This is a genomic window from Spirulina subsalsa FACHB-351, from assembly GCF_026130165.1.
GTDB classification, from domain to species: Bacteria; Cyanobacteriota; Cyanobacteriia; order Cyanobacteriales; family Spirulinaceae; genus Spirulina_A; species Spirulina_A subsalsa_A.
In genome coordinates this window covers 1-21,948 of sequence record NZ_JAIHOM010000087.1, presented here as the reverse complement: position 1 = coordinate 21,948, position 21,948 = coordinate 1, and the positions used below count along the sequence as shown (strand labels likewise).

General features: G+C 46.5%; 18 protein-coding genes and 1 pseudogene. 7 read left to right on the top strand and 12 right to left on the bottom strand.

What is annotated here, in order from left to right:
• Positions 1-147: 147 nt before the first annotated feature.
• Positions 148-1,929 carry a M61 family metallopeptidase gene (locus K4A83_RS16010; RefSeq protein WP_265265627.1) on the top strand — a complete coding sequence of 594 codons (1,782 nt, stop codon included), beginning with the start codon at positions 148-150 and terminating at the stop codon, positions 1,927-1,929.
• A gap of 69 nt (positions 1,930-1,998) precedes the next feature.
• On the opposite strand, the gene K4A83_RS16005 is transcribed toward K4A83_RS16010, so the two are convergent.
• Positions 1,999-2,445 carry a VOC family protein gene (locus K4A83_RS16005; RefSeq protein ID WP_265265625.1) on the bottom strand — a complete coding sequence of 149 codons (447 nt, stop codon included), beginning with the start codon at positions 2,443-2,445 and terminating at the stop codon, positions 1,999-2,001.
• A 23-nt stretch (positions 2,446-2,468) separates the two neighbouring features.
• On the bottom strand, positions 2,469-2,981 hold the full coding sequence (locus K4A83_RS16000) for a TIGR02652 family protein (RefSeq protein ID WP_265265623.1): 513 nt from the start codon (positions 2,979-2,981) through the stop codon (positions 2,469-2,471).
• 136 nt (positions 2,982-3,117) lie between these two features.
• Between K4A83_RS16000 and K4A83_RS15995 the strand changes: the two genes are divergently transcribed.
• Entirely contained in the window at positions 3,118-3,639 is a 522-nt protein-coding gene (locus K4A83_RS15995; protein ID WP_265265622.1) for a gamma carbonic anhydrase family protein, read from the top strand.
• A 513-nt stretch (positions 3,640-4,152) separates the two neighbouring features.
• Here the strand turns inward: K4A83_RS15995 and K4A83_RS15990 are convergent.
• The gene (locus K4A83_RS15990; protein WP_265265621.1) at positions 4,153-5,574 is read right to left on the bottom strand and encodes an NADP-dependent isocitrate dehydrogenase; all 1,422 of its coding nucleotides are present in this window, start codon (positions 5,572-5,574) and stop codon (positions 4,153-4,155) included.
• Between the two features lie 133 nt (positions 5,575-5,707).
• On the opposite strand from K4A83_RS15990, the gene K4A83_RS15985 reads away from it, so the two are divergent.
• The gene (locus K4A83_RS15985; RefSeq protein WP_265265619.1) at positions 5,708-6,409 is read left to right on the top strand and encodes a response regulator; all 702 of its coding nucleotides are present in this window, start codon (positions 5,708-5,710) and stop codon (positions 6,407-6,409) included.
• A 201-nt stretch (positions 6,410-6,610) separates the two neighbouring features.
• On the opposite strand, the gene K4A83_RS15980 is transcribed toward K4A83_RS15985, so the two are convergent.
• Positions 6,611-8,104 (bottom strand): D-alanyl-lipoteichoic acid biosynthesis protein DltD, encoded by a 1,494-nt coding sequence (locus tag K4A83_RS15980; protein ID WP_265265618.1) that lies wholly within the window; start codon positions 8,102-8,104, stop codon positions 6,611-6,613.
• Positions 8,105-8,725: 621 nt separating this feature from the next.
• Between K4A83_RS15980 and rpoD the strand changes: the two genes are divergently transcribed.
• Complete coding sequence (gene rpoD, locus K4A83_RS15975; RefSeq protein ID WP_321161031.1) at positions 8,726-9,853, top strand: RNA polymerase sigma factor RpoD; 1,128 nt, start codon at positions 8,726-8,728, stop codon at positions 9,851-9,853.
• Between the two features lie 223 nt (positions 9,854-10,076).
• On the opposite strand, the gene K4A83_RS15970 is transcribed toward rpoD, so the two are convergent.
• Positions 10,077-10,274, bottom strand: coding sequence for a heavy-metal-associated domain-containing protein (locus K4A83_RS15970; RefSeq protein ID WP_265265617.1), 198 nt, complete (start codon positions 10,272-10,274; stop codon positions 10,077-10,079).
• A gap of 208 nt (positions 10,275-10,482) precedes the next feature.
• Here K4A83_RS15970 and K4A83_RS15965 point away from each other — a divergent pair, with 208 nt between their 5' ends.
• On the top strand, positions 10,483-11,697 hold the full coding sequence (locus K4A83_RS15965; RefSeq protein WP_265265616.1) for an acetate kinase: 1,215 nt from the start codon (positions 10,483-10,485) through the stop codon (positions 11,695-11,697).
• A 111-nt stretch (positions 11,698-11,808) separates the two neighbouring features.
• Here K4A83_RS15965 and K4A83_RS15960 read toward each other — a convergent pair whose 3' ends face one another.
• Both K4A83_RS15960 and K4A83_RS23445 read right to left on the bottom strand, forming a co-directional pair.
• Positions 11,809-12,036, bottom strand: coding sequence for a hypothetical protein (locus K4A83_RS15960; protein WP_265265615.1), 228 nt, complete (start codon positions 12,034-12,036; stop codon positions 11,809-11,811).
• A 363-nt stretch (positions 12,037-12,399) separates the two neighbouring features.
• Positions 12,400-12,495, bottom strand: a pseudogene (locus K4A83_RS23445) (RNA-guided endonuclease InsQ/TnpB family protein); the annotation flags it as partial.
• Positions 12,496-13,019: 524 nt separating this feature from the next.
• Between K4A83_RS23445 and K4A83_RS15955 the strand changes: the two are divergent.
• Positions 13,020-16,112, top strand: a complete 3,093-nt coding sequence (locus K4A83_RS15955; RefSeq protein WP_265265614.1) for an EAL domain-containing protein — start codon at positions 13,020-13,022, stop codon at positions 16,110-16,112.
• 177 nt (positions 16,113-16,289) lie between these two features.
• Here K4A83_RS15955 and K4A83_RS15950 read toward each other — a convergent pair whose 3' ends face one another.
• The 5 genes from K4A83_RS15950 to K4A83_RS15930 form a co-directional block, all read right to left on the bottom strand.
• On the bottom strand, positions 16,290-16,634 hold the full coding sequence (locus K4A83_RS15950; protein WP_265265612.1) for a slr1659 superfamily regulator: 345 nt from the start codon (positions 16,632-16,634) through the stop codon (positions 16,290-16,292).
• A gap of 37 nt (positions 16,635-16,671) precedes the next feature.
• On the bottom strand, positions 16,672-17,253 hold the full coding sequence (locus K4A83_RS15945; protein WP_265265611.1) for a slr1658 superfamily regulator: 582 nt from the start codon (positions 17,251-17,253) through the stop codon (positions 16,672-16,674).
• Between the two features lie 64 nt (positions 17,254-17,317).
• Positions 17,318-18,001 carry a hypothetical protein gene (locus tag K4A83_RS15940; RefSeq protein ID WP_265265610.1) on the bottom strand — a complete coding sequence of 228 codons (684 nt, stop codon included), beginning with the start codon at positions 17,999-18,001 and terminating at the stop codon, positions 17,318-17,320.
• A 64-nt stretch (positions 18,002-18,065) separates the two neighbouring features.
• Positions 18,066-18,860, bottom strand: coding sequence for a type 1 glutamine amidotransferase (locus K4A83_RS15935; protein ID WP_265265609.1), 795 nt, complete (start codon positions 18,858-18,860; stop codon positions 18,066-18,068).
• Positions 18,861-18,865: 5 nt separating this feature from the next.
• The gene (locus K4A83_RS15930; protein ID WP_265265608.1) at positions 18,866-20,092 is read right to left on the bottom strand and encodes a tetratricopeptide repeat protein; all 1,227 of its coding nucleotides are present in this window, start codon (positions 20,090-20,092) and stop codon (positions 18,866-18,868) included.
• A 266-nt stretch (positions 20,093-20,358) separates the two neighbouring features.
• On the opposite strand from K4A83_RS15930, the gene ggt reads away from it, so the two are divergent.
• Positions 20,359-21,936, top strand: coding sequence for a gamma-glutamyltransferase (gene ggt, locus K4A83_RS15925; RefSeq protein WP_265265607.1), 1,578 nt, complete (start codon positions 20,359-20,361; stop codon positions 21,934-21,936).
• Positions 21,937-21,948 lie beyond the last annotated feature (12 nt).

Sequence of the window (21,948 nt, the reverse complement as noted above, 5' to 3'; positions counted from 1 at the left end):
CGGTAGGGCATACCGGAACTCACGCTTGGGGAGAGATTCCCTCTGGCTTGGTTGGATACGTCCTGCCAAGTTAAGGAAACTCGTTGAACCAAGAATCCCTCGCTTTTAGCGATGGGAGTGTCAATTTTCACACTCCAGCCTATTGCAATGACTCAAACCTCTACCTTACGCCCTTCCACCTCCTCCCCCACCGAACCCACCTTTCATTATCAGGTGGCCATGCCTAACCCCCAGTGCCATCTTTTTGAAATCACCCTCCACCTCGACAACTGGCAGGCCGACACCCTAGACCTCAAAATGCCCGTCTGGACTCCGGGTTCCTACCTTGTGCGGGAATATGCCCGACACCTGCAAGACTTCCACGTTACCAGTCAAGGAAAACCCCTCCCTTGGCAAAAAATCAGCAAAAATCACTGGCAAATCCCCACCCCCAAAACCTCCAACCTCACCATCACCTACCGTATCTTTGCCAATGAACTCACGGTGCGCACCAACCACCTCGACAGCACCCACGGTTACTTTAACGGAGCCGCCCTCTTCCTTTACAGTCCCGCCCACCTAACACACCCCCTCCAAGTGACCATCATCCCCCCCGATTCCTGTTGGCACGTTTCCACCGCCCTCCCCCCTCTTCCGGGGGGACAAAATACCTTTGTCGCGGCAGATTTCGACACCCTTGTAGACAGTCCTTTTGAGATAGGAACCCATAAAATTCATCACTTCAACGCCCTCAATAAGCCCCATCAATGGGCGATTTGGGGTCAAAATAACTTGGATGTCAAAAAATTGATTGCAGACACCAAAAAGGTCATAGAAACTGAAGCCGAGATTTATGGCGGTTTACCCTATGACCAGTATTTATTTATTCTCCACCTGACGGGAAACAGTTTTGGTGGGTTAGAACATAAAGACTCTTGTTCTTTAATTTACTCGCGGTTTGCCTTTCGTGAACCGGAGAAATATAACCGTTTCATCCAGTTAGTGGCTCACGAATTTTTCCACCTCTGGAATGTCAAGCGCATCCGTCCCGATGCCTTAGAAACATTTGACTATGACCAAGAAAATTACACCCCGTCCCTCTGGTTTTGTGAAGGAACCACCAGTTATTATGATACCCTGATTCCCCTTTGGGCAGGAGTCTATGGGGAAAAAACCTTTTTAGATTTACTCAGTAAAGATGTCAACCGTTTTTTAAATACCCCCGGTCGTGGGGTACAACCTTTGAGTGAATCCAGTTTTGATGCTTGGATTAAGCTCTATCGCCGCGACAGTAATAGTGATAATTCTCAAATTTCTTACTATCTCAAAGGGGAGTTAGTCAGTCTATTACTGGATTTAATAATTCGCAGAAAATATCACAATCAACGCTCTTTTAACGATGTGTTAAAGCAAATGTGGGAGGAGTTTGGCAAGGCAGAAATTGGCTATACTCCCGCCCAGCTTAAAGGGGTGATTGAATCTGTGGCTGAGATGGATTTAACGGACTTTTTTAATCGTTATATTCATGGAACAGAAGAGTTGCCGTTAAATGAGTGTTTAGAACCCTTTGGCTTACAAATTAAGGGGATTCGGGAGAAGCATCCTAAACCAGATTTAGGAGTGCGAGTGAGTAGTAGTAACGGCACGGCAACGATTCAATTTGTGGAAGCCAATTCCCCGGCCGCTTTAGCGGGAATTGATGCCGGGGACGAACTCCTGGCGCTGGATGAATTGCGGGTGACGGCTGAGGATTTAGACAGTCGGTTAAAAGATTATCGAGGGGGAGATTATGTTAAAGTGACGGTATTTCATCAAGATGAATTGCGTCATTATTCGGTTTGTTTAGGAGAGCCTAAACCAGTGAGTTATCAAGTGACAAGGGTGAAGTCGCCAACACAAGAACAGCAGGCTTTGTTAGCAGGATGGTTGCGCATTAGTCAAGAGGATTGATCATTCTTACTAAGTCCGGGAGTCGGGGAATTAAGAATTATTCCCTATTCCCTATTCCCCCTAGCTCCCCTAACGCTTAACTTCTCCCAAAACCCGGATAAATTCTAAGGGTAAACCATCCGTATCGGCAATAAAAGCCACTTCATAAACTCGGTCCCCAATGATTTGCTGGGTGGGTGCTAATAAGACTTGTAAGGGTTGATACTGCTCTGGATTTTCTGCGGTGGCGACGGCAAAAACTTGTATTATTCCTTGCAACCATTGGGGCAAACTGGGGGTTGTAGCGGTGAGGTCGAAGGATAGATGATAATAGCCTACATAATGTTCATCCCCAAAGGTATCGGGGGCGGGTTTGGGTTCGGGAATTTGGATGAGTTCGATTCGTCCTCCTAAACCTTCTAACCAACAGGCTAAGGTGTAGCCTGTGGTGAAGCGTTCCTGAACGATAAAGCCTAATTTTTCGTAAAAGGCGATCGCTTTGTGAATGTTAGCGGTGCGAATGGAAGCATGGTGCATGGGGAGAAAGCAGAGAATAGGAACTATTCAAACAAACGGAAGTAGGGATAACGCACTGGAACCCCCGGCTCTTTTTCCAAGGCGAAATTAATCACCTCCCACTGGGGATCTTCATCGGTTTCTGGGCTAAAATCCACGGGCAAACCGTACAATTTAGGCAGATGGGGATCAATAGTATTATTGCGCCAACTGGTATTTCGTTCTAAATAGCCACTCACTAAGTCTCGATAACGGTTGGCAATGATCACCTTGGTTGCTCGAAATCCTTGGGTGTACAGACGATCTAAGGCTTCGTGAATTTCAAAACGAATACCATCAGGATGGGTGTGTTGACGATACCATTCCTCATTCCACTGCCGCCAGTGTCGTCCTGACTGGAGGTGAACTAACTCCCCCGTTTTGGGATCTGCCTCAAAGGCTCCATGTCGAGGACAAAGGTAGGTGTCAGTTAACGTCAGTGCAGGAATGGCTTGGCGACAGTGTGGACATTTTATCTCTGCACCAAAAATGGGATACTGGAGACTAGGATTCATCATGGAAGGTGGTTCTCATGGTCGTAGCTTAAAGGGTTTGAGTTTCATTATATAAGGTATTTTTGGCAACCCTTGGGCTTTCTTCGCTGTTCTCAGCATTCTCAAGGCTGTTCTGTTGATTTTTTTGGGGTTTAAGAACGTGACTCATTTTCCCTCCTATTGGAGCCCTCCGGATCTCTCTCAAGCGGCTTTTGTGGCTTCTAATGCTACGGTGATCGGGGATGTTCTCGTCTATGAAGGGGCGAGTATTTGGTATGGTGCGGTATTGCGGGGGGATGTGGAACGGATTGAGGTGGGCGCTCATTCTAATATTCAAGATGGGGCGATTTTCCATGGGACTCCGGGTTTACCGACGATTTTGGAAGAGTATGTCACGATTGGCCATCGGGCGGTTGTCCATGCTGCCCATATTGAACGGGGGAGTCTGATTGGCATTGGGGCGATTATTTTGGATGGGGTGCGGGTGGGGGCTGGAAGTGTGATTGGGGCGGGCTGTGTGGTGACGAAGGATGTTCCGGCGCGATCGCTCATGGTGGGGATTCCGGCTAAATTACGCCGTGCTGTGAGTGATGAGGAAGTGGAGGAAATGATCCAACACGCTAAGAATTACGAAAAACTCGCCCTTGTTCATGCTGGGAAAGGCACGGAAACGGGGTTCTAAGGAAGGAGAGAAACACCCCCCAAAGAGAAACACCCCCCAAAGAGAAACACCCCCCAAAGAGAAACACCCTAAAGAGAAACACCCCAATCTATGATCAGGGTGTTTCTCGAAATTTTCCATTAATAGGTTAGCCTTTATAAAAGTGGCTAGCGTCATTCATAAGACCCGTCTTAATTCAGGTGACAGGCGTTATTTATCTTTTCTTATGGTTCTCAATATAAAAGGTAAATGTGAGGATTTTGTGAGAAATCCCTGAGAACGTATTATTATTTCTTATAGGAAAACTCAGTGTCGGTATTTTTGCCTATAAAACCTCCCCCACTATACCATAAAATTAGCCAATGTTGTCTAGATCACCAAAAAAGAAAGCAAAAAATGTATTCGCTGAGGATCGCGAATCCGGGAAAGGGGAAGAGGACACAGCCCGGCTGTGTCCTTTGTTGAGGACGAATACTCCTCTACCTGTTTTCAGGTGGGGGAATGCGTCGCTATTTGGTTCAAGGGGATAGGAACTTAGAAGTGATCAATAATGGCTTGAGCGAATTCAGAACACTTCAAGGGGGTATCAACACGGGGTTCCATGAGACGGGCGAGATCGTAGGTGACTTGACGATTGGCGATCGCATCTCCAATCCCCTTTTTAATCAAATCCGCCGCCTCTTGCCACCCCATAAACTCTAACATCATCACCCCCGAGAGAATGACCGATCCGGGATTAATGCGGTCGAGTCCCGCGTGTTTCGGGGCTGTGCCGTGAGTCGCTTCAAACACCGCACAAGTATCACCAATATTCGCCCCGGGCCCCATACCTAAGCCCCCCACGATGGCCGCGGCCGCATCCGAGATATAATCCCCATTCAGGTTCATCGTGGCCAAAATCGAATATTCATCCGGTCGGGTTTGAATTTGCTGGAAAATACTATCAGCGATGCGATCGTTCACCATCACCTTATCTTTCCATTGACCCTTACCATGAGTCTCCCAAATAGCATTTAAAACCCCTTCGACCTCTTGACAAACCTCCTGTTTTTTCTCGGCCGTCAGGGCATCATAACCGGGATCTACCATGCGAGCATTGTCCTCAATGGACAGATCGGGGTTTTTCTCCTTATTGCTCAAAATCCAAGACTCCCGTTCCGTGATACATTCAGCCCGAAACTCAGTCGTTGCCAGTTCATAGCCCCAATCTCGGAAGGCGCCCTCGGTGTACTTCATGATATTGCCCTTGTGGACCAGTGTCACCGTTTGCTTAGGTTTGGGCAAAGTCAACGCCCGTTCAATCGCCCGACGAATCAAACGCTGAGAACCCGTTTTACTCACCGGTTTAATGCCAATTCCTGAATCAAGGCGGATTTGCTTGCTACCATGTTCGGGAGTGGCCGGGATCAGGTCTTGGTTGAGAATGTCAATCAACTTCTGGGCGATTTCGGTACCTTCTCGCCATTCAATGCCCAAGTAAATATCTTCGGTATTTTCCCGATAGATAATCACATCTAGTTTTTCTGGGGTTTTGTGGGGGGAAGGCGTGCCGGAATAGTACCGACAAGGCCGCACACAAGCGTAGAGGTCATTGATTTGTCGCAGTGCCACATTTAAGGAACGAATGCCGCCCCCAATGGGAGTTGTTAACGGCCCTTTGATGGCGATACCGTATTCTTTAATGGCATTGAGGGTATCTTCCGGCAAGTATTGGTAGGTACCATAGACCTCACAGGCCTCGTCGCCCGCGTAAACTTTAAACCAATTAATTTTACGCTGACCACCGTAGGCCTTCTCCACCGCCGCATTAATCACCTTTTCTGTGGCTGGCCAAATATCAACGCCCGTGCCATCTCCACGAATAAAGGGGATAATGGGATCATCAGGAACAATAGGTTTACCATCCTTAAAGGTAATGCGTGAACCCACTGTCGGAGGAGTAATTTTTTCGTACATAGCTTTTACAGCTTTTCTGAGTTAGGTTTCTGGTAGGCTACCAGATCCTATTGCCAAAGGGGTGTATTCTGAACGCTGAATTAAGATTTGAACCCGTTGTCCCGTCTGTTAGCACCACATAGAATGAATAACTATGAAACGAATTTTACTCGTTGATGATGACAAAACCCTGCGCGATGTTCTCCAAGAGTATCTGGAAAAGGAAGGATACCAGGTGGAGGGGATGAGTTCTGGGGCGGAGGGATTAGTGGCTTTTGAGAAGAATCCCCCAGATTTAATTGTCTCGGATGTGATGATGCCGGATATGAATGGCTTGGATTTTTGCCGCACGCTACGGGGTACTCCTTCGGGCCAGTTAGTGCCTTTTATCTTTTTGTCGGGGATGGGTGAATTGGAAGATCGGGTGAAAGGCCACGAAATGGGGGCTGATGATTATGTGACGAAACCGTTTCAAATGCGGGAGTTGTTGGCTAAGATTGAGTCGCAATTAGAGCGATCGCGCCGAATTCACAGCGAAATTGTCCGCATGATGCAGCAATTAACCGCCCATCAAGCCTCGGAGTCCAGTAATGGGCATGGGTCGGAAGCCCAACACCTTCCCCCAGAACCTCTACCCCTTACTCCGGCTGAGGAACGGGTATTCTGGGAGGTGATTCAAGGTTACACGAATAAGCAAATTAGCGATCGCCTTTTTATCTCGCCCCGCACTGTTCAAAGTCACCTCAGTAACATTCTAGGCAAGCTACAACTCGACAATCGTGCTCAATTAGTCCGTTTTGCCTACGAGCAAGGATACCGCACCCCCCAAGGTGAACAAGTGGAGGGACATGGGTAGGAGAACAGGGAGCAGGGGAGAGGGGGAGTCGGGAGTCGGGTGTAATGTCATTGACTAACTTTAGCCAGAAACCGGGTTGCGTTTATTGTCTAGTTTTCTCGATACACCCTAGCAAAAACCCGGTTTCTAATATCAATTATCAATTCTCAATTCTCAATTCTCTATTCCCTATTCCCCATTCCCAACACCCGACTCCCCGGGTCAATCTGGAGGGAAAGGGAGAGTCGCTTGAGGTCTGGGAGTGGGGGACATTTGGGGACTCGGGGAAGGGGAGGGCGTAGCTTCCGCTTCTGGAGTGGGTGAGGGGGTGGCTTCGACCTCTGGGGAGGGTTGGGGACTAGGTGGAGGGGGTGGAGAGGCTTCCGTGAGACGTTGCCAAGGAATGGGCGACTGGTCGATCAATTGAGTAGCAATAGCGGCCGCCCCGTATAAATTCAGATGACTGGGATCGGCAAAATAGCCGTTTTGATTGAGCCACTGACGACTTAAATCAATAAAAATAAACCCTTGACGGCTGGCTTGTTGCTGCATAAACGCCTGAAACTGATTCTCAAAACCTTGACGAGTGCTGTCTAAATAATCTTGAGAGAGGGGCAAATTCACAAACACGAGGGAAATATTGTGTTCTTGGGTGTACTGAACTAAACGCTGGAGGGCTGTGGTTTGTACTCCGGTGAGATTAAAGTTTTGATAGTCCCCATCATACAAACCAGCTACGCGGGGGAATTGTTGATAATAAAGGGCGGGGTCAAAACGACGGGATTCGGGTAAAAAGCCGTTGGCATCAATATTTCTGACTAAATCAGCCCAAGCAGGATGGGGATTAAACCCCCATAACTGGGGCCAGGGGAGGAGGGGACGACTTTGGAGGGGGATACAGTTGTTATAACTGGGGACTTCGGGGGTGGGTAAACTGGGGCGAGTGCCTTGGCTGAGGCGTTGAGATCCTGGGGAGTTGGCGATCGCCTCATAAGTCCGATCCACTCGTCCACTGTTGAAGGCCCGCACCCCATCGGCCCAAATAATCAGCTTCGGGAGTTGTTGATCCGTTAACAATTCTCGCACCAACCAATCCACCACTTGAGCCGTTGCCCCATTAATGCCAAAATTAAACACCCGTATATTCGGCTTTCCTTGACGGGCTAATCCGACTTGGAGATGGCGGGGGTCAACCCCTTGGATAGCCCGAGAACTCCCCACAATTAGCACATCTGGGGTATTTAAGGCCGCCTGATAGGAAAGAAATAACCGTAATTGTTCGTCTACAAAATCACTGTTAAAGGTGGGAAAGATGGGGTCTGGGTGTAGGGTGCTGGCCTGTTGTTGAACTACCTTTAAGTTTTGTTGATACTCTCTGACCTTTTTTTGAGCAAACGTCCATTTGGGGTGATCGGGGGGGATTGACTGCATCCGTTCAATGGCTTGCATCCAATACAAAACCCCTAAATTCCAATCCTCCAAACGGCTGGCCTTCTGGGTAATTTGCACCGCTTGGTTTGCTTTGGCGATCGCCTCCTCAAAGGGGCGTTGACTGAGGCACAGGAGGGTAGGCGAGGGCGAGGGAGCGGCACGATCTAAGAAGGGGAAGGAAGAGACCCCCTCTTCCGTGAACCGTTCAATGGAGGCACAGCCCACCAAACCGCACAGAGTCAGTACCCACACCGGACAAAATAGCCATTGAATCCTAGAGATCATAGGACAGGAACAGTAAACAGTAATCAGTAATCAGTAAACAGTAAACCGTTCTCCTTGACCAATTCTTTACAAAAACATAGTACGTTTAAACCAAAAAATGGTGTATTTTGTTGGTTTGATGAAGCTAAAAACTTTTTTTACAAAATACTAGGCTAAATCCCTGTCATTTGCAGTTGAATTCATTACAATATCAAACAGCAAATACCCAAGGAAACGGTCAGGTTGTGTGAAACGACATCTCACAGTCGTCTGTTCCCCAGGGATTTGATGGGATTGAAGCCTAATGGGATTAAACAACTCAAGGGTTTTTTAATTCCCTTTCCTGTCGGGAATCCCCTCATCGACAATAACCTCCAAAGATGATGGTATCTTAACGCCATTTTTTGTAGGAGAGGTTACAATCGAGAAGGTTTTTAAGTTGTCCTGTCTCAAAGGACGATTATTCATTGCCCCAGGAAACCTGTTACGGGTGGTGTGAGTTTTGGGAATACTAAGCTTGGAATTCTCAAGCAGAGAAAGGGGCAATGTCCAAATATCTTGGATGTCATCTGAATAGATGCCCAACAAATTATCTAATGTGATGTTCTGGTCTTGAACTGAAGGAGCAAGAGGAAAAACGGCATGACCCAGGCGAACTATGATCTCGCAACTATCACCCAGCCTCAGAATGAATTCGAGTTTCTGATTGACGAAGGCGGGGTTGATGCAGCAGCGATAAAAGAAGAACTAATTAACTCAGAAGAACCGGAAAAGGTCAAAAGTACGCCCTCGGCACGTCGCCGAGATCAGACGAAGAAGAAACCTTATACTGAGGACTCTATCCGAGTTTATTTACAAGAAATTGGTCGCATTCGACTGTTACGCGCAGAAGAAGAGATCGAACTCGCCCGGCAAATTGCGGAGTTACTGGAGTTTGAGCGAGTACGCGATCACCTATTAGATTCTCTAGACCGAGAACCGACTCTAGAAGAATGGGCGGAAGAAGTGGGCATGGCGCGCTCAGATTTCCGTCGTCGTCTCTTTTTAGGTCGTCGGGCGAAGGACAAAATGGTACAGTCGAACCTGCGCTTAGTGGTGTCGATTGCTAAAAAATATATGAATCGCGGTTTATCCTTCCAAGATTTAATTCAGGAAGGATCATTGGGTCTGATTCGGGCGGCCGAAAAATTTGACCATGCCAAAGGTTATAAATTCTCTACCTACGCGACTTGGTGGATTCGTCAAGCGATTACCCGGGCAATTGCCGACCAATCGCGCACGATTCGCCTCCCGGTTCATCTCTACGAAACCATTTCTCGCATTAAAAAGACGACGAAAATCCTTTCTCAAGAAATGGGTCGCAAACCGACTGAGGAAGAGATTGCCACTCGCATGGAAATGACCATCGAGAAGTTGCGCTTTATCGCTAAATCTGCACAGCTACCCATTTCCTTAGAAACCCCCATCGGGAAAGAAGAAGATTCCCGTCTGGGGGATTTTATTGAGGCCGACGGGGAAACTCCCGAGGATCAGGTGTCTAAAAACTTGTTGCGGGAAGACTTAGAAAACGTTCTCGACACCCTCAGCCCTCGGGAACGGGATGTGTTACGTTTACGCTATGGTTTGGATGATGGTCGCATGAAAACCCTTGAGGAAATCGGTCAAATCTTCAATGTCACCCGTGAGCGAATTCGGCAAATTGAAGCTAAGGCCTTGCGTAAGTTACGACATCCCAACCGGAACAGTATCTTGAAAGAGTATATCCGTTAAGTTTGGTAACTGTCTGTGATGGCGATCGCAATAATTCCCTCAAATCCCCTCTAAGGGGCTTGATTCGGGGGGAGTGCTGCGATCGCATTGTCTTGGTTAAACTGTATGAGTTAAATTGATAATTGATAATTGACAATTAATAATTGACAACTGATAATTATTCCCGACTCCCGACTCCCGACTGCCCCTCTCTCCCCGAGTTCTTCCGCAAGCCCTAATCAGACTAAGCCACCTCATACCCTGCGGCTGCAATGATTGATTTAAGCTCTTGTTCTGCCATTTTTGTCGTTTCAACAGTGAGCAATTTACTCTCTAAATTGGCCTCAACTGTTGCATTGGGATCATGGGTTTTAATCTCACTGGTAATGCTATTAACACAACCATCACACATCATGCCCGGAACGGTGAGTTTAAGAGTCATAAAGCCCTAATTCTAGTATAAAAAACAAATAATTATTAGCACATTTTAGAAATTTTGTAAACTGTTTTCAAACAATTTCTATCCCTCCTCTTTTTGCGCCAATTAAAAAGTTATGACCCGGCAATTCTAAAAATATCCCCTAGGTTTTTGCGGTGATCCTAAAGAAGCGGGCATGATACAGAAGAGGATAGAACGGGCAAAGATGACCATGAAAATTTTAGTATTCAACGCAGGATCTAGTTCCCAAAAAAGTTGTCTATACGATCTGACTGGGGAGAACTTGCCCCCTAGGCCTCCTAAACCCCTTTGGAAAGGGACCATTGACTGGATGGGAGAGGATAGTGCCGAGATGAAAATTCAGGTCAATGGTGTAGTTGAACAAATCCCCTTGGGAACCATTTCTCGACAGGAGGGGATTAAGCGAATGTTAAACACCCTCACCACGGGAAAAACGAAGGTTTTAGACGATTTAGGAGAAATTGCGATCGCCGGACATCGAGTCGTCCACGGGGGGGCAGAATACTCCCAAGCCACGTTAATCACCCCCCCAGTAAAAGCGAAGATTCAGGAACTCTGTGCCTTAGCTCCCGCCCACAATCCCGCCAATTTACAAGGCATCGAGGCCATTGAGCAGATTTTAGGAGATTTACCCCAAGTCGCGGTTTTCGACACCGCCTTTCATAGTCAAATGCCCGAAGCGGCGGCCGTTTATCCCATTCCTTACCGCTACTATGAACAAGGGATTCGCCGCTATGGTTTTCATGGCATTAGTCACGGGTATTGTACCCAACGGGCCGCCGAGATTTTAGGTCAACCCTTAACCCAGTTAAAACTCATCACCTGTCATCTAGGCAATGGTTGTTCCCTCGCGGCTGTAGATGGGGGGGTGAGCATTAACACAACCATGGGTTTTACCCCCCTAGAAGGCGTGATGATGGGGACTCGTAGTGGTTCCATCGATCCGGCCATTCTCATCCACTGGGCGCGAGAATCGGCCATGACGGGGGAGGAAATAAATGCCCTGTTAAATAAAGAAGCGGGCTTAAAAGGGATTACTGGGGTATCGGGGGATATGCGGTGGATTGAAAAGGCAATTCAGGAGGGGAACAAACAGGCAAAGTTAGCTTGGGAGATGTATATTTTGCGCTTGAAAATGGCCATCGGGTCCATGTTGGGGGCATTAGGGGGCGTGGACGCCCTAGTATTTATGGGAGGAGTGGGGGAAAACTCCCCTGCGGTGCGGGCAGAAGTCTGTCAAGGTTTAGGGTTTTTGGGTTTAAGATTGGATGGTGAGCAAAACAGTCGCTCTCCTCGGGATTGTGATATTGCCAGCCCAGATTCTGCGGTGCGGGTGGTGATTGTGCAAACGGAGGAAGATTGGGCGATCGCGCAAGATTGTTGGCACTTAGGGAAGGCTTGCTGAATAACTCGGGGAGAAGATTGACATCCTCATCCCACCAAATCACAGATCATGGTAGGAGAATCCCCGCGCCTAGATTGCCCGGGAGTATCAAGAATTAATCCCTCTGCGGGTTTAAACAAACTGTTTATCTGAATGGACGGGAAATAAAGCAACTGGGTTTTTAGCAACGGAGACTTGAATCTTTTGGGCAATGCGTAACTGTCCTATCGGTTCGACGAGCAAACTGCGGGTTCCCAAAACAGCCTCAGCCACATCCTCCTTCCAACACCGGATATGTAGCACGCCCCACCGTCGAAAGACTTGACAATTTTCGAGAACTTTGAGTTGCTGTAACTCCATTGGGTTTTCGCGGTAGAAATCCCATATTAGGCGTGTCAGTTGTGACGGTCGCTTCATCATTCTGAACATTTCATCTACACGGCTTGACTCTTCTTCTTGTATTGAACCCGATCTTTCTAAAAAACTAACGATCTTGACAAAAGATTTAATGATAAGACTCAAAATGTCTCTTGTCATATCATCTGGTGTCATCTCTTGTCTTCACTAGCTTTGGGGTTATTTTAGCCCTAAAATAAACGTAACAAAAATGTTACGTTTATTGACAATTTGATATTCTTTCCGACTCCAACAACCGGAACAAGCTTAGGGAAAGTTGACACTCCCATCGCTAAAAGCGAGGGATTCTTGGTTCAACGAGTTTCCTTAACTTGGCAGGACGTATCCAACCAAGCCAGAGGGAATCTCTCCCCAAGCGTGAGTTCCGGTATGCCCTACCGTACTTAGTCCCCTTTTCAAAATGTAAAACCGAGGGTCTTCACCCGACATTGCAGATAAAAAATGTAAATCTAAATTCTTTATAAAATTAACAGCAAAAGTTCTCAACAATTGTTAAGTAACTCTGAACAAATTTTCCTCCCCTCAAACCTTTCTGCTTAAATGCAGAATGCAGGTTTAGTGCAGAAATGTCAACCTTTTCCAAGGTCTTCAGTCTGAGTAGGGGAAGGTTATGGTGTGAGTCTTGAAACACCTCTGAGAACCGTCCAAAGATTCAAGAACATGAAGCCATAAATTGTCTCTTTTTCTCTAGCCAATGGTTAATACTCCTTTAGATATTAGTATTTAATGATACAAATATCCCGACCCAATTTACTTAGATTAGAGTAAGACTGGCAAGTGCAATAGCTCCTTTCTTCCCTGCCTCTTGGTTCTCTCCGTGCAGTTCTCCCCCTAGAAAGTATTGGAATCGGGTGTTCCATCTACAATGACTAACCCCTTGCCTTGGGTTTTTATCCTTCTGCTCTTGTCATGCTCTATCAAGCCCCATGTTTCCTATTAACATCACCCCCCTTCCCAAGACGGATTTGAAACTACTCAACCTGATACAATCCCCGGTTTGGGTCATCCAGTTAGATCCCATGCAAGTATGGTGGAATCAAACCGCGCTCGACTTATTTGCTCCAGAGCGTGCTTCGTCAAACTTGATACAGGATTTACCCTTTTCAACATCACGTCTACAAGAATGTTGGGAACTGGGGCAACAAGAGAACACCTCCCCGGTAGAGTTGATAGTCTACGACTCTCATCATAGGCAAGTGTGGTCTTGTTTAGCGGCGGTTGTATCCTTAAACCCAAACCATCAGGTTTTACTCATTCAAGGGGTGGCAGTCTTAGAAGAGCCGAGTACCAGTCAATCTCCTTCGCTGTTATCTCGTCTTGCCACTCAACCCATTGTCAAGACTCCTTACGCTGCCCAGTCTTTCGGTGAGTTATATCAGCGCAATGTTCATTATCAACTACTGGCCGATAATGGGGCGGATCTCATTTCTCGTCATCAACTCGATGGTCAATTAATTGAAGTGTCCCCAGCCTGTTGGAATATTTTAGGCTATCGCGCTCAAGATTTAGTGGGAATGTCTCCCTATGAGTTAATTCACCCCCAAGATTATCAACGGGTGCGCAATGCTCATTTAGGGATGCTTGAGGAGTCCTTTCCCTTTAGTTTAATCTATCGGATTCGCCATCAAGGGGGGCATTATGTACGTTTGGAGACGAAAAGTCAGGTTTTGCGCGATCGCCGCACAGGAATTCCCCAAGAGATCATCGCCATTTCCCGAGACATCACTAGCGAAGCCATTAGTCAATCCCTCCTGACCCATCAAACCCACATCCTGGAAATGATTGCCACCAATCAGGATCTCCAAGAGATTCTAGACTATCTCATCCAGGTCATTGAATATCAATCCGAGGGTATGATTGGCTCCATATTACTCTTAAACTTAACCCATCAATCCTTTACCCACTGCATCGCCCCCAGTCTTCCCTCCACTTACCGTCAAGCCCTCGTAGGACTCCCCATCGGTCCCAATGTGGCCTCCTTTGGAGCCGCGGCCTATCTGCAAAAAACCGTCATCATCACCGATATCACCAAAGATCCACGCTGGCAGAGTTATGTTCACCTCGCCCTAGCTCAAAACCTAAAAAGTTGTTGGTCTACCCCGATCTTTTCCTCCCAAGGGCAACTCCTCGGCACCTTTGCCCTCTACTACTCTCAACCCCAATTTCCTAGCACTGAAGACCAAAAATTAGTTGAATTAGCCCAAAATTTAGCCGGGATAGCCATCGAACAACACCAATCCCACGCCGCCCTTAAACAAGCCGAGTTAAAATATCGCAGCATCTTTGAAAATATCAGCTTGGGCATTTTCCAAACCACCCCCGATGGTCATTACATCAGCGCCAATCTAGCCCTCGCTAAAATCTACGGCTATGATTCTCCCAGCAGTTTAATTGAAGCCCTAACCAATATTGCCGATCAACTTTACGTCAATCCCCATCGTCGTCAGGACTTCACAGAATTACTCAAACAGCATGATATCGTCAGTAATTTTGAATCCCAAATCTATCGCCGGGATGGAAAAATTATCTGGATTTCCGAAGATACTCGGGCTGTACGGGGCGAGAAAGGCGAACTATTATACTATGAAGGAACCGTGCGAGATATTACCGCCCGTCGTTTAGCCGAAGAAAAACTGCTCTACAACGCCTTTCATGATGCTTTAACCACCCTACCCAATCGCGCTTGTTTTTTACAGCGCGTAGAAACCACCATCCAACGGGCAAACTGTTATGAACAGAAGGGTTTTAGCATAATGGGGACTCACGAAGCGTCTCACCATGACCCGCGCACCACCCCCTACCACTACGCCATTCTTTTCCTTGACCTTGACCGTTTTAAAGTGATTAACGACAGCTTAGGTCATCTCTGTGGAGATCAACTCCTGCAATATGCTGCCCAACGTCTCCGAGAATGTGTTCCCTCCCAGCACATCGTCGCCCGTCTCGGAGGGGATGAATTCGCCATCCTCTTAGATGACATCCCCAATTTAGAAGCCGCCATTCATATTGCAGAAACCATTCAACGCCAGTTTAGTCGTCCCTTTACCCTCAATAACTATCAAGTTTTTACCGGGGTAAGTCTGGGCATTGCCTTCAATTACCGCACCTACGAACACGCCGATCAAATCTTGCGAGATGCTGATGTAGCCATGTATCAAGCGAAAGCGAAAGGTAGAAACTGCTATGCGGTTTTTAATCCGGCCATGCAGATTAACACCCCAGAACGGTTACAACTAGAAAATGATCTGCGTTGGGCCTTAGAACGGGATGAATTTTGTTTATATTACCAGCCAATTATTAATTTAACAACGGGATATTTGCAAGGTTTTGAAGCCCTTGTTCGTTGGCAACATCCCCAAAAAGGGATGATTTCCCCCACTCAATTTATCCCCATTGCCGAGGAAACTGGTTTAATTCATCAACTGGGCTGGTGGGTTCTCCGTTCGGCTTGTTCTCAACTGCAAAAATGGCAAAGATTTCTGCAAAAAAACTCAGAATATCCCCCGTTTTTGGGTTTGAATGTCAATCTCTCCCCCATTCAACTAGAGCAAGCGGATTTAATCGAGCAGATTTATAATTTGTTGATGTTGGTTGAACTTGACTATTCTGGCTTAAAATTGGAGATTACCGAAAGCTGTTTACTCAAGACAGCCGAAGCCCAAGCCAATCGACTTAAACAACTGAAAACCCTCGGAATTGGTCTGTGTATTGATGATTTCGGTACGGGGTACTCTTCCCTGAGTCGTTTACACGAATTCCCCATTGACACGGTAAAAATTGACCGTTCATTTGTCCAAGGGATGGGACCCAATTCCAGTCAAACGGAAATCGTGAAAACTATTGTTACTCTCGCTCATAGTTTAGGGATGAATTTAGTGGCAGAGGGGATAGAAACCCCGAAACAACTGGAGTATATTAAGGCGTTAGGTTGTGAGTTTGCCCAAGGATATTTTTTCTCGAAACCTGTGGATGTGGAAACGGCGACTCGCTTGGTGCGAGGTTATCATCGTTATTCGTGATCAGCCATTCGTAGGTTGGGTGAAGCGACAGCATCCTGCTGTAATTCCTCGGGGATCTGTTGTTTTAGTTGTAACATTTTTGGAATTGTAGGGGCAATTCATGAATTGCCCCTAACCTAAGCGGTGTAGGATAGCTAGCCCAATTGCTTTCCATCCTTCCTTCTGACTTGAGTCACTTCACTGTAATTCTAGGGTGAGACTAGGCATTAAACGCTGTAAGTTTTTGAGGGATTTGGTTTGCCAAGCAATCTCTTCTGAACCTTTAACGGTTAAGCCCATTTCTTTGTTTTGACGAACGCGAATCACGAATTTAGATAAGACATTAATCCCGGAACTATTGAGAAACTCTAAAGCCCGCAAATCTAAGGTCAGATTGGCAGGATTTTGGTCGGCAATTTGGTTTAAAAGTTCAACAATGGGGGCGTACTCATCCATGCCACTCAGCCGCAATGATCCCTGAAACCTAACCGTGTTGATCTCTTTGTCGTATTCTACTTCAAAGCTGTTTGTTTTAATTTCCATCTAGTCAAGACTCCTAAACACTGAAGGTTAAATTATCTTAAAAGGTCAGTTGAACCATGGTGGTAACAGAGATCCCGATCGGTTTCTGCTCTAATTTTTCAAATTTCCAGCCCAAGGTTGCCATATAATCATTAATCATGGTCAAATACCCTAAACGAGAACTGCCTCCTTCTTCATCTAGAGCGTTTTTTTCCAGTTGTTCTAAATACAAGTCTTGGGGATCGGAGGACAAAATTTTTTCAATATACTCTTGGAAGGGTTTAACGGCTTCTGGGGGTATACTATTGGTAATTTGAAAGACCAGATTATTAGTCCCTAAATACAGGGCAATACTAATGGGAAGATCACACTGATCATCATTGAATTTCATGGCATTTTCTAACAACTCATTGGCGATATAACTCACCGCTCCTTTTATTTCGGCGTGCTGATTTAGGCTTGAGTCTTCGGACTCATCGGCGGGTAAAAAGGTGGTGAAGTAGTCGGCTAGAAAGTCGGCAGAAAGTCCATTATTACGCCATCTTTGTTTGAGTGGGATGGAACTGGGAGAAAACCCAATAATCAGATATTCTTCGCTACTGGGAAAGTTTTCAATGAAGTTGCCAAAAATTTCAGCCATAGTAATTCTATCTTTTTTGCTTGATATACCGTGCGATCGCTTTGGGTTTCCCCCAGTTCAATCTTCATCCTGTTGGTGAGGAAGCCGGATCATTGCTTGTCCCTATTAAGGGTAGAAAGAGTTTTTGTTTGGCGGAATATTGCCAAGCAATTCCTTCTGGGTCTTTATTCCGACTCCATTCGGCAAAGCTGGGATCTCCTTTGCGCTTGGTTAAGGTTCCTGAATGGACATCTAATCGTTTGGCTAATTCAGCTTGAATTAGAGCTTTATTGCCAATGGGATTGACGGTGGGAAAGGTGGCTAGTTGTGCGAGTTCCCCTGAAGTAAGTGCTTCTCCCATCCCCTGTGCTGGGGGTTCACTGGCATCAAAGATACGCCCCAATGCACTGGCTGTCAGGAAATAATACACGATCCCTTTATTTCCGTAAACTTTACGTTGTGCGCCGTATTCGTTGGCTTTGTTTTCGAGGAAACGCTGGGCGGCATCAAGGGTGAGGTTGGCTTTGAGGGACAAGTCAATTGCTGTAACACATCCTTGGTTTTCTGTCAATAGTTCATTGAAAAAAGGGTTAACTTGGGCGCTCCACTGTTTCCAGCGATAGGTTTGCCAAAGGTTCCAGGCTAGGGCGAGGACAACCAGTGCTAAGAGAGCAGGCCAAGCGGAATATAGTATAACAACAGCGAGAGCAAGGGGAAGTAAGAGGATGAGAATGCTAGCTGTATTTTTATCTAGTACTTGTCCAGTCATGGCTTTCTACGCATTGCGTGAGGTTCTTGAGTGGTGAGGGAAAAGTTGCCCCTACTTGAACAGTTTAAGCTGTCTTGACCCGACTGGATAATTCTAAGCGTTCAAACATTGCCTTTCTTGCCTGAGTTGCGGTGGTGTTGTCAAGGGGGGCAAGGGAAATTGCGGTTTGATATTTTTCTTGGAGGGCTTTCTGGATTAACCAGTCGGCGAGGAAGGGGTTTTTTGGCAGAAGGGGGCCGTGGGAGTAGGTGGCGATCGCATGACGATGAAAAGCGCCTTCCCAGCCGTCTTGGCCGTTGTTGCCGTAGCCTTGGATGACTTTGCCCAAGGGGGCAACATTCCCGAGGTAGGTGCGGCCGCCATGATTCTCAAAACCAATGACAATGGGGGGTTCTCCCAGTTGCGCTTGCAGGTCTTCGGCGAGGGGGGAGGCGGTAATTTCAAAAACCACATTGCCGATGCAACGGGGGGCTTCTAGGCCGGGGTGTTTGGTTTCTAGGTCTAAGACTCCTAAGCCTTCAATCCGTTGTCCCAAGGCGGGTTCATAATATTTGCCTAACAGTTGCGGGGAGCCACAGGTAAAGACTCCGGGGGTGCCTGTGTCTAGTTTTTCTTTGAGGGCGATCGCTTTGGCCCCTTGGAGATCCCGCATAACAATTTCCTGTTGCCGATCTTGGGCCCCACCCCCGACAATCAGATCAACGGTGGCAAATTGGGCGGCTTCGCTTTGCCGATCGAGGGGAACAAGAGTGACATCAAAGCCTCGCCATTGGGCGCGTTTTTGTAGGCAAATCACGTTGCCGCGATCGCCGTAGGTACTCATTAACTTCGGGTATAACCAACCAATTCTTAATTCCATAGAGTCTAGGATCTCTGTTGTTTGATTTGGATAGACTGACGGAGATAGACTTTCGCCCTCTCGTAATGGCCTAGGGCTTCGTGAGTGCGGCTAAGATTGGCTAGGACAATGGCCTCCCCAAAGCGATCGCCTGTTTGGTGTTTGAAGTCCAAGGATTTTTCATAGGCATTGAGGGCTTTAGAATAATCCTCCCCTGCATAAAATACATTACCTAGACCATTCCAAGCTACAGACATTCCGAGGAAATCTTGATGATCTTGACTCCACTGGAGATATTGCTGATAAATTTTGAGGGCGTTGGTATACTCTTTTGAGGCACAGAATAAGTTACCTAAACTACTCAAGGACTGATCTAAGCTGTCCGTATCCTCTAATTCTGAGGCGAGGGTAATATGTTGTTGATAGTAGTATATAGCTTGGCTAGTCTTTCCCAGTTTTTGATAGATTTTCCCTAATGCCTGTAAAAGCTTAACCCGTCCTTGGCGATCGCCAATTTGTTTTTTAATCTCCTCGGACTCTAAATAATAGCTTAACGCTCGCTCCGCTTTCCCCAAGGAATCATAGGCCCGACCTAGATTAGCGAGGGAATTAGACTCTCCGAGGCGATCGCCAATGGAACACGCTATTTTCAGATGTTTCTCGAAATGCTCAATCGTTAACTTCATCGCTAAATGAAACTCCCCTTGAGCATGATGAGTTAACGGCATAAAACGGGGTTTTTGAGCCATCCAGTCCCCACTTTCTCGCTTAATAACTAATGACTCTTGATAGCGTTCAATAGCTTTTTGATACTGTCCCAAAGACTGTAAAGCAACACTCAAATGATCTAACACATAGGCCTCTCCCTGATCATCCCCTAATTCCTGATAAATGCTCAAAGCTTGTTGCCATGTTTGCAATGCCGAACGAAACTGGCTGAGTTGGTAAAGCTCAACCCCCTGTTGAAATAGGCAATCTGCATCCTGTTTGGTATGAAGGTACATACTAACCGTTCCTTCTTGCGGTAAGGCAATAATAGACTGAATCACCAAAAAAGCGACTTGATGGAAACGGGACGCCAGTTCTGATTTTCCCTCCCTCTGGAATTCTGTCCCCCGTTGCAACAATTGATAAAGTAGGGTAGCATTTTGCAATTTTGAACAAGTTTGTAACAAGGATTCGACCTGATCACTGTCACACTGAATGAGATTATCGATTAACTCTTGGTAATTACACTCGGGTTTTGTGTTCATTCTGGCGCTTCTTCTTAGCCCATCTGTCTGAGGAAGAGTTCATTTTTTCTCCCAATAATGATTTAGGGTATTTCTGACAAGGCAAGGGATTCTAGGGTTGGTTCTTTCAATTTTCTAACAATTGAGGCAGAAATTTAAGGGAACGGGCAATCTCCCCTCCTAATTTCAGGGTATTATTGATCGGCGAGTCTCCACGCAATGCTTAGAATAAACAATTTCCGCTATTTTTCCACTTTCAATTATTTTTCCTGTTTCAAAGCCGCCTGATGAATTTAACAAGTTATAACCCAACTAAAGGCGTTGTCGCAGCCGGACACCCGAAAACCGCCGAGGCTGCCCAAACCATCCTACAAGCGGGGGGAAATGCCTTTGATGCTGTTGTGGGGGCAATGTTGGCCTCTTTTGTTGTTGAATCCACCTTGACCTCTGCGGCAGGGGGTGGATTCCTGCTGGCCCACACCCACCATAATCAGAATATCCTATTTGATTTTTTTACTCAAACCCCACGTCAAAAAAGACCGATCGATGAATTAAACTTTTATCCGGTTGATGTTAATTTCGGGGATGCCACCCAAGCGTTTTATATTGGCTTAGGATCAATGGCAGTGCCGGGGAGTTTAGCGGGGGCTTTTGCCGTTCATCAACAACTAGGTAAACTGCCTTTATCCCAAGTTGCTGAACCCGCCCTTTTTTATGCCCGCAATGGCATAAAAATTGTCCCATTTCAATCCTTTTGTATTAATTCTTTACTCCATCCGATTCTGCTTGCTTTGCCAGAATCTCGGCAATTATACGCCCCCCAAGGGACTTTAGTCCAAACGGGTGATATGCTTTATATGAGGGATTTCGCCAATACCTTAGAATATATTATTGAGCAGGGGATAGAGGAGTTTTATCAAGGGGATATTGCCCATAAAATTGCTCAAGATTGTCAGGAACAAGGGGGCTATTTAACCCTAGAGGATTTAGCCTCCTATCAAGTGATTCAACGTTCCCCTTTAAAGGTTAATTATCGAGGGCGGGAATTGTTAACGAATCCTCCCCCTAGCTCAGGTGGGTCTTTAATTGCTTTTGCGTTGAAGCTTTTGGAAACCATTGATTTTAGTGATTTACAATTTGCTAGTGCTAGTCATCGGCAAATTCTGGCGCAGGTGATGGCGTTAACAAACGAGGCGCGTAAAGATGGTTATGATGCTCATATTTATGCCCCAGAGGTAGCTGAACAGTTTTTAGCCTTAAAACATTTACAAACTTATCAAGATTCTCTGACTAAAAGGGTGAATAAATGGGGAAGTACAACCCATGTCAGTGTGATGGATGAAGAGGGAAATGCCGCCAGTGCGACGACTTCTAATGGGGAGGGTTCGTCTTATGTAATTCCGGGGACGGGGATTATGATTAATAATATGCTAGGGGAGGCAGATTTAAACCCGGCCGGGTTTCATCAATGGCACTGTGATCAACGTATTTCTTCTATGATGTCTCCCACGATTTTACTTCAGCAGGGCAAGCCGGAAATTGTGTTAGGTTCAGGCGGATCTAATCGGATTAGAACGGTGATTTTGCAGGTGATTTCTAATTTAATTGATTTTAAAATGTCGGTGCATGATGCGGTAGAAGCTCCTCGGGTTCACTGGGAAAATCAGGTGTTTCATCTCGAACCGCCCTATTTGGCTAATCTTGAGGAAAGTTGGCAATTGCCCAAGGATACGGAGGTGTTGTTTTGGCAGGACCAAAATATGTTTTTTGGGGGGGTTCATGCTGTACAAAAAACACCGACGGGGGAGATGGTTGGGGCAGGAGATCCCCGTCGGGGTGGGGCTGTGGGAACAAGTCGGGAATAGGGGAGCAGGGGG